Here is a 12,639-nt window from a genome sequence, read left to right on the forward strand (position 1 = left end):
CCCACGAAAGGACCGGCCGCATGCCGACCCCGGACCCCGCGGCCACCCGCGCGGAACCCGTACGCCGAGCCACCGCCCACCCCCTCTACCGCGACCCCTCCGCCCCCCTCGACGCCCGTGTCCAGGACCTTGTGGCCCGTATGACCCTCCGGGAGAAGGTCGGGCAGGTCAATCAGCGGATGTACGGGTGGGACGCGTACCGCCGGTCCCCCGACGGCGGTTACGAGCTCACCGACGCCCTGTACGCCGAGACCGACCGCTTCGAGGGGCTCGGGGCCCTCTACGGGCTGATGCGGGCCGACGCCTGGTCCGGGGTCGCCCACGGCAGCGGGCCAGGAGCCGAGGACAGCGCCCTGCTCGCCGAGCTCGTGCAGCGGCACGTCGTGGAACGCAGCAGGCTCGGCATCCCCGCCCTGTTCGTCGAGGAGGTCCCGCACGGCCACATGGCCCTCGACGGCACCGTCCTCCCCGTCAACCTGGCCGTCGGCGCCACCTGGGACCCCGCCCTGTACCAGCGCGCCGCCGCCCACGCGGCCGCCGAACTGCGCGCCCGCGGCGGCCATGTGGCCCTGGTCTCCGCGCTGGACATCTCCCGCGACCCCCGCTGGGGCCGCACCGAGGAGTGCTTCGGCGAGGACCCCTGCCTCGCCGCCCGCCTCACCGAGGCGCTGGTGCACGGCATGCAGGGCGTTCCCGCCGAGTACTTCGCCGCCGACAAGGCCCCCGTCGTCCTCAAGCACTTCGCCGGCCAGGGCGCCACCGTCGGCGGCCGCAACTCCGCCGAGTCCGAGCTGGGCCACCGGGAGCTGCACGAGATCCACCTCCCCGCCGCCCGCGCGGGCGTCAGCGCCGGGGCCGCCGCCGTCATGGCCGCCTACAACGAGGTCGACGGGATGCCGTGTTCGGGCAACCGGTGGCTGCTCACCGAACTGCTCAGGGCGGACTGGGGGTTCGAGGGTCTGGTCATGGCGGACGGGCTCGCCGTCGACCGGCTCGCCCGGATCACCGGCGACCACGTCTCCGCCGGGGCCCTGGCCCTCAACTCCGGTGTCGATCTCAGCCTTTGGGACCGGGGCTTCACGCTGCTGGAGGAGGCGGTCGAGCGTGGCCTGGTGCGCGAGGAGACCCTCGACCGGGCCGTCGCCCGCGTGCTGCGCCTCAAGTTCCGGCTGGGGCTCTTCGAAAGGCCGTACACCACGGCCCGGATGCCGGCCGGAGGCGAGGAGCTGAGCAGGGAGCTCGCCCGGGCCGCCGTCACCCTGCTGCGCAACGACGGCGTGCTGCCCGTCGCCGCGAGCGTCTCCCGGATCGCCGTGCTCGGCCCCCAAGCCGCCACCACAGCACACCAGTCGGGCGACTACACGGCCCCGCAACGCCCCGGCACCGGCAGCAGCGTCCTCGACGCCCTGCGCCGACTCGCCCCCGCCGGCCTCGACGTCCGCCACGCCCCCGGCTGCTCCCTCACCGGCGCGGACCTCTCGGGCATCCCGGCCGCGATCGCCGAGGCCGCCGCGTCCGACCTCGCCGTGCTGGTGCTGGGCGGCAGCAGCGCCCGCGCCCCCGAGACGGAGTTCGACGCCAACGGGGCCGCGCTCACGGTCGCGTCCGAGATGACCTGCGGCGAGGGCGTCGACCTCGCCGGGCTCCGGCTGGGGGACGCGCAGTACGCGCTGCTGGACGCCGTCGTGGCGACGGGCACACCGACCGCCGTCGTGCTGGTCCAGGGGCGACCCCACCTGGTGCCGGACACCGCCGCCGCCCTGCTCACCGCCTGGTATCCCGGCCCCTGGGGCGGTGACGCGATCGCCGAGGTGCTGCTCGGGCTGACGGACCCGAGGGGTCGCCTGCCGCTCTCCGTACCCCGCTCGGTGGCCCAACTGCCCGTCTACTACAACCACAAGGACACCGAGTACCGCGGTTACGCCGACGAGAGCGCCGAGCCGCTGTACGCCTTCGGGCACGGGCTGTCGTACACGAGCTTCGACTACGGCACACCGCGCACGACGGGGCGCACCGTCGAGGTCGACGTCACCAACACCGGGCGGCGGTACGGACGTTCCACGGTCCAGGTGTATCTCCGCCGGCTGGTCACCGCCACCTGGCCGCGCACCCTCGAACTCTGTGCGTTCGAGGGTGTCGGCCTGGAGCCGGGCGAGTGCCGCACGCTCACCCTGACCCTCCCGGAGCTCACCGGCACGGCCGAGATCAGGGTCGCGGCATCGGCCCGGGAAGCGCTCGACGCGCCGGGTCAGAGCTTGACCGCGCCCGCCGCCACTCCCCGGTAGAACCACCGCTGGGTGATCACGAACAGCACCAGCACCGGGACGACCGAGATCACCGAGCCGGCCATCACCACCCGCTGGTCGTAGCCGAAGGACGAGCTCTGCAGCCGGGACAGGCCCAGCGTCAGCGTCATGTGGTTCTCGGAGCGCAGCACGATCAGCGGCCACAGGAAGTCGTCCCAGGCACTGATGAAGGTGTTGATGGTGACCACCATGATCGCGCCCCAGGCGGAGGGGAGGTAGAGGTGGCGGAAGCGCTGCCACTCGTTGGCCCCGTCCAGCATCGCCGAGTCCTCGATCTCGCGCGGGACGGCGAGGAACGCGCCGCGCATCAGCAGGACGTTGATGGCGCCGACGAAGCCGGGCAGCCAGACGCCCGCCAGGTTGTCGACCAGGCCCAGGTCCCGGATGCTCAGGAACAGCGACACCATGATCGACTCGAAGGGGAACATCATGGAGGCGACCAGCACCACCCAGACCGCCTTGCGGCCCTTCCAGCCGGGCTTGGAGAGCATGTAGCCGGCCGTGGTGGAGAACACCAGCTGGCTGGTGATCGACAAGGCCACCACGATGAGGCTGTTGCGGATGTACGTCGCCACCGGGACCTGGTCGAAGACCTCGCGGTAGGCACGCAGGGTGGGATGGTGGGGCAGGAGGGAGGCGTTCGCGCCGAACACGTCCTCGCCCACGCCCTTCAGCGAGGCCAGGAACTGCCAGAGCAGCGGGCCCACCGTGATGCCCAGCACGAACAGCAACAGCAGGTAGCGGACGACCAGTTCACGGGGGCGGCCGTAGTCCCGCCAGCGCGGCACAAGGCGCCGGGGCTTGTCGACGGCGGTCGTCATGCCTCGTCCTCCTTCGTCAGGCGCTGCGCCAGCAGGGTCAGGCCGAGGGTGAGTACGAACAGGGCGACGCTGACCGCGGAGCCGTAGCCGGCGTTGCCGGTGATCGGGTCCAGGCCGACGTCGCGGATGTAGAACGGCAGGGTGCGGTCGGCGCCGCCGGGGCCGCCGGTGGAACTGCCCAGCATGAAGATCTCGGTGAAGACCCGCAGACAGCCGATGCCGGTGAGCGTGCCGACCAGCATCATGGCCTGCCGCACGCCCGGCACGGTGATGTGCCAGAAGCGGCGGACCGTGCCGGCACCGTCCATCTGCGCCGCCTCGTGCAGCTCCTTGGGGACGTTCCCGAGGGCGGCCAGGTAGAAGATCATGTACCAGCCGAGGCCCTTCCACAGCGTCAGGCCCATCGCCGACAGCAGGATCAGCCAGGAGTCCGACAGGAACGGGATGGCCGACTTGATCAAGTGGGCCTTCTGCAGCCAGGTGTTGACCAGCCCGTCGTCCGCCAGCAGCCACTGCCAGCTCAGACCCACGACCACGCTGGAGGCGAGCACGGGCGTGTAGAAGGCGGAGCGGAAGAAGCCGATGCCGGGGAGGTTCTTCTCCACCAGGACGGCCAGCATCAGCGGCAGGAACACCATCAGCGGGACGACGATCACGGCGTACAGGACGCTGTTGCGGGTCGCCAGCCAGAAGTCCGAATTGCCCAGCATCCGGCGGTAGTTCTCCAGCCCGACGAAGCCCGCCGCGCCGCCGAGCGGCTTGGCGTCGGTGAACGACAGGATGACGGTGTTGAGGAAGGGGAACACGCCGAAGACGACCGCGCAGCCGATCGCCGGGGCGGTCCACAGCCAGGGCAGCCACCAACGCCGGTACAGGGCCGCTCCGTTGGCGCCCGCCGCCGGGCCGGGCAGCACGGCCCTCACGACGCGCCGGGCACGGGACGGGGCCGCGCCCGGCGCGGAGGCGATGCCCTCCGCGCCGGACACGGACACCGGCTTCGCGGTCTGGGTCGCCACCATCAACCCGCCTGCTTCAGCAGCTCGTTGGCCTTGGCCTGCGCGTCCTTGACGGCCTGCGCGGGGCTCTTCTTGCCCTGCATGGCCAACTGCACCTGCCCGACGATCGCGTTCTGCACGGCCGGGGAGAGGTTGGTCTGGTTGGTGTCGGCCGTCTTGAGCTGGTCGGCGACGAGCTTGCGCGCCTGGGAGAAGGGATCACTGCCGGTCACGTTCTGGAAGAACGGGTCGTCGAGCGAGGCGGTCGTCGTCGGGAAGATGACGACGTCCGGGTCCTTGCACCAGGCCGTCTGGTTCTCGGCGTTGGTGAGGTACTCCGCGAACGACAGCGCCACCGGCGCGTGCTTGCTGGTCGCCGCGACCGATATGTACTGCGGGGCACCGGCGGAGGCGCGGCCGAGCGCGTCGTAGGGCTGCTGGCCCACAGCCGTCCTGGCATAGACCGAGGGGCTGTTCTGCTTCACGAACCGCACGAAGCTCGGGTTCGTCGAGCCGTACGCCACCTTGCCCTGGCTGTAGAGGGTGGACGGGTCGTTGCTGGAGGACAGCGAGTCCTTCGGCATCGCGCCCTCCTTGTACAGCTTCGCCATCCAGGCCACCCACTGGGTGGTCCTCGGGTCGTCGGCGAAGACCGCGGACTTGCCGTCGGCGGACAGCGTCCTGATGTTCATCTGGTCGAAGTCGGCCGGGATGCGCCAGATCGGGTTGGCCATCGTCGCGTAGTACTTGCCCTTGGCCGCCTTGGCGACCTTCTCGTAGTCGGCGAACAGCCCGAAGATCGTCGTCGGCGGCTTCGCCGGGTCGATGCCGGCCTGGTCGAGGAGGTCCTTGTTGTACGTCAGCAGGACACCGCCGGTGTACCAGGGGAGCGTGGTGTGGATCGCCTTGCCGGAGGCGTCGTCGAAGGTGGCCGACTTCCAGAACGAGGGGACGAACGGCTTGGCGACGTCCGGGTCCTTCACGCCCAGGTTCAGCAGGTAGCCGGCCTTGGTGAGGGCCGTCGCCGTCGGGGCGTTGACGTTGATGACGTCCGGCAACGTACAGGCCTGCGCGTCGGCGACCGTGCGCTGGGTGAAGGTGTTGTCGCCCGGGTCGTCGATCCACTTGACCTTGGCTCCGGGGTGGGCCTTCTCGAAGGACGCGATCACTCCGTTGAAGAACTTCCCGAAGTCTTTCTTCAGGTTGGTCGTCTGGAAGGTGATCTGGCCCTTGACGTCACCCGTCAGCTTCCCGGACCCGACGTTGCCCTTGTCGACCTTGCAGCCCCCGGCGGTGGAGTCACCCCCGGAGGAGCCGCCGGAGAGGCCGCAGCCGGCGGCTGTCAGCGTCAGGGCGATGATTCCCGCCACGGATGCGGTGAGTCTTCCAGCGCGCATGTCCACCCTCCTGGGACCAGCCGAGGCGGCTGGTTCAATCAACCAACTTCGACTCCGATTGATGAAAAGGTGGACCAGAATTCATTGGAGGTCAATGGGTTGCCGTGTTGCGTTTGGGTTCCGGCCGTGATCAGTGGCGGTGTTCGTGGTCCTGGTGCGAGCGATCGCCGGGGTGTTCGTGCCCGGCTGCGAACACCACATCCGCCCGAGCCTGGTCGAACCAGTCGAAGAAGGCCCGCCGCCCCGCCGCGCGCCGAAGATCGCGTTCGACGCCGTCGCGGACCTGCTCGTACGCCAGGAAGTCGGTGGGCGCGGCGCGTCCGAAGGGATCGACGCCGCGCCGCAGGGCGTCCGGGGTGAGAAAGCGGTCCGGATTGCGCTCGTAGTAGTCCCGTACGGCCGTCTCGGGCACGGTCTGCTCGGCTTCCAGCTCCGTCAGGAGCAGACGGGCGGCGGGGGAGTGGGCGAGCGCGGCGGCGACGATGCTTCCCACCTCCTCGACGGTGAGCAGGTAGGCCGGGGACACCTCGTCCGGCAGGGAGAGGTTCCGTTCCTCGCAGGCTCGCCGGGCGAGTTCGTCCGCGACCACCACTTGCGTGGCCCAGCGCCGTCGTTGGCGATCCGCGGAGCTGGAGAGCGCGGCGGAAGGCGGTCGGCCGGCCGGCCTGTCGTCGTGGCCGGTCGCGCGGTTGCCCGGGCCGCTGAGGGGCGCGGAGGTGACCGTCTGCAGAAAGGCGTCCACGCGGGCCTTCGCCACCGGACTACCGTGCACCACCGCCGCGTGGTCCGTCATGGGGTCACCTCCAGGGGGATCGCCTCGGTGTAGGCGACCCGGCCGTGGCAGGCGATCTTCGCCAGCAGCCAGTAGGAGCCCGGAGGTGTCGCGGCGCCGTCGACGTCGACGAAGACCTCCCGCCGCTCGCCCGGCGGCACGGTGAAGCCCTGGCAGGCCGGGGTGACGCCGGCCCAGGTGCCCCACGAGGAGACCGCCCACACGGTGCCGTCGACCGGACCCCGGGTGGGGTTGTGCAGGGTCACCGGGACGCGGGCGCGTTCGTCCCGGGCGACGGTCAGTCGGTCGACTCCCAGCCCGGTGACCAGAGTCGGGCCCGGTGGCGCACCCGGGACGTCGAGGGAGGCCACGTCCTCGTACGTCTGGCCCTCGTACGTCAGGCGGGCGGTCAGCCAGTGGCGGCCGGGGGCGGCGTCGGGCGGGGGTGTCACCGTGACCTCGGTGAGGGTGAAGCCGCCCGGGGCCAGGCCGTACGGCAGTTCGGCGGGCTCGGCTGACCAGCCGGGCGGGACGCCGACCGACACGGTGCCGTAGACGGGCGCGTCGGTCAGCTCCGAGGCGACACGGACCGTCGCGGTGACCGGCCGGCCGCCGGGGGCGGTGAGTGAGCCGGGCGAGAGGTAGACGGTGACCGGCATGTTGCCGCGGGGTGCCGGGCCGGAGTTGTGCAGCCAGTAGCGGGTGGCGACCGGCTGGGCCGGTTCGTGGGCGGCGATTCCGGGGTCGTAGGGGGATCTCGCGGTCTCGGGCGGCGTGGCCAGCACCGTCGCCACCTCGAAGCCGGTCAGGCCCAGGCCCAGCGCCCCCTGCCCGTCCGGCGCGAGCGCCTCACCCGGGGTCTCCAGCACGTCCGCCCGGGCGCCGCGCACCCACTCCCCGGGCCCGTGCACCCGCGCCCGCACCGGACGCCCGTTCACCTCGTGCATCCGCACGACGACCCCGCGCCCGGGATCGACCGGTGCCACGCTTCCCCGGGCGAGCGGCGAACCGGCCGGCTTGAGTGCGTCGAGCAGCACCTCGCCCGCCGGTTCCAGGGCCAGCAGGACCGACTCCCGCGGCAACGAGCCGCCGTCCGCCGCCTCCCGCACCCGGGCGGTCAGCGGATGGTTGAACTCATGGCCCCGGCGCGGCAGTTGCTGCTGCCGCCAGTCGCCCTGGCCCGCCACGACCGCGTACTCGAAGGTGTGGGACCAGCGTTGGAGCTGGAAGCCCGAGCCGTCGGGAGCCGTGCGGCGCGGCGGATCGACCCAGACGCCCGACGGCCAGCCGGTGCAGGAGCGCATCAGCGACATGTGGAGATCGCCGGAGGAGGTGATCACACAGCCGGGCGTGCCCCGGTTGAGCACCGCGAAGCCGCGCCCGTCCCAGGCGTCGCCCGGCGGCAGTGCCTCGCCGCCGCCCGCCGCCGTCGCCGTGACGACCGCGTCGTCCAGATCGGCGACCAGCGCGTCCACCGCCTTGGCGTCCCCGTCCGCGTCGGCGCCCGCGATCACCAGCAGCGGAAGCCGCTCCAGGTCCCGCAGATCGGCCCCGGGCACCCACTCCTCGCGCAGCCCGGCACGCGGCGCGACCCACACGGCGGCCACCCCGCCCTCGGCCACCTGCCGCCGCAGCTCGCGCCCGGCCGCCGGATCCCAGGCCAGTGCCTCGGCCACCACGGAGTTGCGCTCCGGGGCGCCGACGGCGATCCGGATGTCCGGCAGGTTGGAGTCGACTTCCAGGTCGCCGTAACGGGGACCGTCGGCGATCGTCGAGGTCGCCGTGACCCCGGCGCGGACCAGCGCGGCGGCGAGCGGGGTGCCCAGCTCGCCGGCCTCCTCCCAGGAGGCGTACACCAGCTCGGCGACCCCGATCGACCGCCGGCCCGCCACCTTCCCCGTCTCGTCCCGCAGCTCCACCCGGGCCGTGGAGCCCAGCCCGAACCAGGTGTTGGCCGGGTTGTCCAGCGTCCACGGGAACCGCTCGCTGTCCACGTCCACGAACCCGAAGCCGCGCCCGATCACCGCGTCCGCCACCTCGTGCACCGGCAGCCCGCCCTGTACGTCGGAGGGCCAGCGGACGCGGATCAGCCGGTCGGCGCCGTCGTAGCCGTCGATCGTGGTGGTCACGTCGAGGCGCGGGACGCCGGTCCAGAGCGTCAGGCGTTGCGTGTACCGGAAGAGGCCGAGGTCGGCGCGGACGGTGATGCGCGAGCCGGCCGGGGAGTGCTCGACATCGATGTCCGCGCGCACGTCCCGGCTCCGGGCGGCGGTGGTGCCGGTCGGGGTGAGGTGCCAGGGGCCCTCGCCGAAGCGCGGGTGTCTCGGGTACTCCTCCTGGACGACCAGCTCGTTGCCGATGTCCCCGGTGCGCAGCAGCTCCCGGCCGCCCTCGGCGAGCGCGCGCAGGCTGCTGACGCCGCCGCCGCGCGCGGGGTCGACCGTCACCTCGTAGAACGCGTTGCGGATGGTCGTGCCCTCGCCGAGCGCCCACTCGGGGACGGAATCGTCGGTGAGAGGGAGGGCCTTGTAGCCCATGCCCGGCAAGTCCGGTACGACGACGTGCAGTTGGCCGTCCTCGCGGACCGCGGGCAGGCCGGCGGGGGCGAGCCCCGGGTCGTCGATCGTCAGCACGTCCCCGCGGGTCCAGGTCGAGGGGTTGAAGACGACCAGATCGGGCGCGGCGCCCGGAGTGACGTGGTCGGCGAGGGCCTGGGTCGCGTCGGTGTGGACCAGCCGGGCCAGGTCGTACAGCTCGCGCCAACCGGTCATCAGGTCGATGTAGACCTGGTCCGACTCGGACCCGGTGATGGCGTCGTGGTGGGCGCCGTAGATCAGTTGCCGCCAGGCCTTGTCGAGGGCGGCGTCCGGGTAGGGCCGGCCGGTGACGAGGGAGGCGAGGGTCGCCCAGGCCTCCGCGTCGGCCAGCAGCGTCTCGCCGTACCGCTGGGCCTGTTTGGTGTCGATGTAGGAGACGTCCTTGCCGGTGTAGACCGGGTTCATGTCGCGCGTCTGGGGGGAGGCCTTGCGGCCCTCGGTGTCGAGTTCCGCGCGGACGGCGGCGAAGAAGGCGCGCGGGGTGCCGCTGACGAACCGGGGCCAGACGTAACGGGCGTTCCAGTCCCGGTGGATGTCCATCACCCAGCGGCACGGGGGCGCGTAGTCACCGCCGACCGGGAGCAGGACGTTGCGGGTGAGAGCGACCGACCTCAAGCCCCGGAACAGCTTGAGGGCGGCCGCCTCCGCCGCCGGCAGGGAGGGGGCGTTGTCGATCGCCCAGCCGGCGCCGTAGTGGTTGACCATGTAGGCGGTCAGAAGTCCCCGTCCGGACGGGGCGATCCAGCTGAACTCCGCCGGGAACTGCATCCGCCCGGGATCGCGCGGCTCCTCGCCGAACACCGACAGGGCCGGCCCCCACTGGTGGAACGGGCCGCGCGCCCAGGAGCTGGAGCCGATCCCCGCGTCCGCCATCAGCCCGGGGAACTGCGGATCGTGCCCGAACGCGTCCAACTGCCAGGCCGTTTCGGGCGATCCGCCCATGATCCCGCGCTGGAACCCGTCGCCGTACAGCGCGTTGCGCACGGTCGCCTCGGCGCCGGTGAGGTTGGTGTTCGGCTCGTTGTAGGTGCCGCCCATGATCTCCACGCGGCCGGTGCGCATCAGCTCGCGCAGGAAGGCCCGCTCCTCCGGGAAGGCGTCCCAGTACGGCTTGAGATAGTCGACCTCGGCCAGCACGAAGGTGTACGCCGGGTCGCGCCGGGCCAGGTCGCAGTGGGCGCGCACCAGGCTCATCCCGGACTGGCCGCGCGAGTCGAAGGTGCGGGCCGGCAGGCCGGTGACGGCGGGCTCGTCGGCGACGTCCCAGGTCTCGGTGTAGGCACCCTGGGTGTTCCACCACACCGGGTCGTAGTGGAAGTGGCTGACCATGAACATGGTCCAGCCGGGCTCGGCGGTCGTGAACTCGAAGGTGTGCCGGGCCACTTGGCCGCCGTCGACGGCGGTGAGCGTGACCTCGCGCCGGTCGCCGGGCACCGGTCCGTCGACGGTCACGGGTATCTCCGCGCGTACGGTCCCGTCGTCGCCGGCGTCGGCGACCGCGTCACCGGTGACGCCCGCGCCCTCGACGGTCAGCAGCACCGTCCGTCCGGGGGAGTGCTCGATCTCGACGGCCACCACCTGCTGCGGATGCTCGGCGGTGCCGACGAACAGCTCGGTCGACTCGGCAGCGGTGACGCGCATGGGTCTCCTACCAGGATGCTCGGCGGAGCCCCATCCTGGCACCGTGGGGATGATTCAAACAACCATCCACACGTTTTCTCGGTGGTTCATCCATACAGATCCGAACACCGCCGGCCCACGCGGCACGGATCCGCTCATCTCGCCCGGCGCGACTTCACCGCGTGCTGCGGGGTGATGTGGTCGGTCAGGGCGAGCGAGGCGCTGGCGCGCTGGTAGGAGAGCTGGCCGACCCGGACGTAGAGACAGTCGACGATCATCAGGACGGAGTGGCGGCCGCCGATGCTGCCGGTGCGGAAGCTGGTCTCGGAGGTGGCCGAGATCAGCCGGATGTCGGCGGCCCGCGCCAGCGGCGAACGCGGATCGGTGGTGATCGCGATCGTGGTGGCACCCCGCTCCTTGGCCATCTCCAGCGGCTCGAGGGTCTCGCGCGTCGCGCCGGAGTGGGAGATCCCTATGGCCACGTCCGCCGGGGTGAGCAGGGCCGCGGAGGTGGCCGCGCCGTGCACCTCCGTCCAGCCGCGGACCTGGCAGCCGATGCGGAACAGCCGCGTCTCCGTCTCCTGCGCCACCGCTCCGCTGCCGCCGACGCCGTACACGTCGATACGGCGCGCCTTGGCCAGCGCCTGGGCCGCGCGCTCCAGCGCGTCGAGGTCGATGCGGTCGATGGTCTGCTGGATCGCGCGCAGATCCGCGCTGCCGACGACCTGGACCACCCGCTCCAGGCTGTCCTCGGGCGAGATGTCGGTGTCGATCTCTGTCGAGCCCCAGGCGGAGACCTCGCCGCGGCCGCGCTCCTGGGCCAGCTCGATCAGCAGATGCTGGTAGGAGTCGAGGCCGATGGCCCGGCAGAACCGGGTCACCGTCGCCTGGGAGGTGCCGGTGCGGCGGCCGAGTTCGGCGGCCGAGCAGTGGGTGACGGCCGCCGGATCCTCCAGGATCAGCTCGCCGACCTTCCGCAGGGAGCCGGCCAGGCGGGGCAGCTCGGTCCGGATCAGTGTGGTGACGTCCGTGGAGGGCATGCACAGAAGGTATCAGCCACCCTTAGAGGCATGGATTGAATACCAGGACCACAAAGGAGAGCAGCGTTCAACCATTGCTCCACTGCCATTGCTCGCTGCAAGAGCCATGTGATTTATTGATTCACCTGTGACGGTGTACGGGGTGGTTCAATCCACCAGTGGGGAGTGTCGCGTGTCCGACGAGTCCGTGAGCGCCGAGGGCTTCGCGCGGGAGAGCCTGACCGTCCTGCGGGACCTCACCGAGTCCGCGCGCGAGGAGGTCGCACGCGCCGCCGAACTGATCGCCGACTGCGTGCGCTCCGACGGCGTGATCCAGGCCTTCGGCACCGGCCACTCCCAGGCAATCGTCCTCGAACTCGCGGGCCGCGCGGGCGGGTTGGTGCCGACCAACCGGCTGAGCATCGCCGACCTGGTGCTGTACGGCGGTGACGGTCCCGGGGTCCTCGACGATCCGCTGCTGGAGCGGCAGGAGGGTGTCGCCGAGCGCATCTACCGGCTCGCCGAACCCCGCCCCCAGGACCTGTTTGTGATCATCTCCAACTCGGGCGTCAACAACGTGATCGTGGAGACGGCCCTGCTGGCCAAGGAGCGGGGGCACCGGCTGCTGGCCATCACCTCCCTCACCCATACCCGGGCGGTGCCCGCGGGGCATCCCAGCGGCAAGAAGCTCGCCGACCTGGCCGACGTCGTCCTCGACAACCGGGCTCCCCGGGGGGATGCGCTGCTGGAGCTTCCGGCCGGGGGCGCGGTGTGCGCGCTGTCCACGCTGACCGGCGTGATGCTGGTCCAGATGGCGGTGGCGGAGGCGTCGAAGCTGCTCCTGGACGCGGGGCAGCGGCCGCCGGTCTACGTCTCCGCCAATGTGCCCGGCGGCTTCGAGGGCAATCTGGAACTGGAGAAGCGGTACGCCGGGCGGATCCGGCGCACCGCCAGTTGACTCCGTCGGCGGTGCGGACACGAAGCCGCGGGCCGGTGGGGGCTGGTCGCGCAGTTCCCCGCGCCCCTAGGGGGTGAGGGCCACCGCCAGTGGACAGGGGCCGGTCGCGAAGGGGTTTCCGCCTTCCCCACCGTCGCCACGTCGACCGGTACCA

The 12,639-nt window shown here is 71.7% G+C and carries 8 protein-coding genes; 2 read left to right on the plus strand and 6 right to left on the minus strand.

Annotated elements, in window-relative coordinates:
• The first annotated feature begins 140 nt into the window (after positions 1 to 140).
• Positions 141 to 2,285 (plus strand): glycoside hydrolase family 3 N-terminal domain-containing protein, encoded by a 2,145-nt coding sequence (locus ABZZ74_RS05130; RefSeq protein WP_356762060.1) that lies wholly within the window; start codon positions 141 to 143, stop codon positions 2,283 to 2,285.
• On the opposite strand, the gene ABZZ74_RS05135 is transcribed toward ABZZ74_RS05130, so the two are convergent.
• The 6 genes from ABZZ74_RS05135 to ABZZ74_RS05160 all read right to left on the minus strand — a co-directional run bounded on the left by ABZZ74_RS05135 (position 2,249) and on the right by ABZZ74_RS05160 (position 11,548).
• Complete coding sequence (locus ABZZ74_RS05135) at positions 2,249 to 3,127, minus strand: carbohydrate ABC transporter permease (protein WP_133041562.1); 879 nt, start codon at positions 3,125 to 3,127, stop codon at positions 2,249 to 2,251. The two genes, ABZZ74_RS05130 and ABZZ74_RS05135, sit on opposite strands and share 37 nt — an antisense overlap.
• A complete protein-coding gene (locus ABZZ74_RS05140) occupies positions 3,124 to 4,146 on the minus strand; it encodes a sugar ABC transporter permease (protein ID WP_356761949.1) in 1,023 nt (340 codons plus the stop codon). The genes ABZZ74_RS05135 and ABZZ74_RS05140 overlap by 4 nt, the downstream gene beginning before the upstream one ends.
• Positions 4,146 to 5,519, minus strand: coding sequence for an extracellular solute-binding protein (locus tag ABZZ74_RS05145; RefSeq protein ID WP_356761950.1), 1,374 nt, complete (start codon positions 5,517 to 5,519; stop codon positions 4,146 to 4,148). The genes ABZZ74_RS05140 and ABZZ74_RS05145 overlap by 1 nt, the downstream gene beginning before the upstream one ends.
• Before the next feature lie 130 nt (positions 5,520 to 5,649).
• The gene (locus ABZZ74_RS05150; RefSeq protein ID WP_356761951.1) at positions 5,650 to 6,312 is read right to left on the minus strand and encodes a peptidyl-prolyl cis-trans isomerase; all 663 of its coding nucleotides are present in this window, start codon (positions 6,310 to 6,312) and stop codon (positions 5,650 to 5,652) included.
• Entirely contained in the window at positions 6,309 to 10,529 is a 4,221-nt protein-coding gene (locus ABZZ74_RS05155) for an NEW3 domain-containing protein (protein WP_356761952.1), read from the minus strand. The genes ABZZ74_RS05150 and ABZZ74_RS05155 overlap by 4 nt, the downstream gene beginning before the upstream one ends.
• Before the next feature lie 134 nt (positions 10,530 to 10,663).
• Entirely contained in the window at positions 10,664 to 11,548 is an 885-nt protein-coding gene (locus tag ABZZ74_RS05160) for a MurR/RpiR family transcriptional regulator (protein ID WP_356761953.1), read from the minus strand.
• A gap of 172 nt (positions 11,549 to 11,720) precedes the next feature.
• Between ABZZ74_RS05160 and ABZZ74_RS05165 the strand changes: the two genes are divergently transcribed.
• Positions 11,721 to 12,485, plus strand: coding sequence for an SIS domain-containing protein (locus ABZZ74_RS05165; RefSeq protein ID WP_356761954.1), 765 nt, complete (start codon positions 11,721 to 11,723; stop codon positions 12,483 to 12,485).
• Positions 12,486 to 12,639 lie beyond the last annotated feature (154 nt).

Origin of the sequence: Streptomyces sp. NPDC006476 (assembly GCF_040612015.1) — a bacterium.
Taxonomy (GTDB): Bacteria; Actinomycetota; Actinomycetes; order Streptomycetales; family Streptomycetaceae; genus Streptomyces; species Streptomyces griseorubiginosus_B.

Excerpts from the sequence above, each read along its gene's own strand:
- ABZZ74_RS05130 (WP_356762060.1), top strand. The coding sequence starts at position 141 with ATGACCCTCCGGGAGAAGGTCGGGCAGGTCAATCAGCGGATGTACGGG.
- ABZZ74_RS05135 (WP_133041562.1), bottom strand. The coding sequence starts at position 3,127 with ATGACGACCGCCGTCGACAAGCCCCGGCGCCTTGTGCCGCGCTGGCGG.
- ABZZ74_RS05140 (WP_356761949.1), bottom strand. The coding sequence starts at position 4,146 with ATGGTGGCGACCCAGACCGCGAAGCCGGTGTCCGTGTCCGGCGCGGAG.
- ABZZ74_RS05145 (WP_356761950.1), bottom strand. The coding sequence starts at position 5,519 with ATGCGCGCTGGAAGACTCACCGCATCCGTGGCGGGAATCATCGCCCTG.
- ABZZ74_RS05150 (WP_356761951.1), bottom strand. The coding sequence starts at position 6,312 with ATGACGGACCACGCGGCGGTGGTGCACGGTAGTCCGGTGGCGAAGGCC.
- ABZZ74_RS05155 (WP_356761952.1), bottom strand. The coding sequence starts at position 10,529 with ATGCGCGTCACCGCTGCCGAGTCGACCGAGCTGTTCGTCGGCACCGCC.
- ABZZ74_RS05160 (WP_356761953.1), bottom strand. The coding sequence starts at position 11,548 with ATGCCCTCCACGGACGTCACCACACTGATCCGGACCGAGCTGCCCCGC.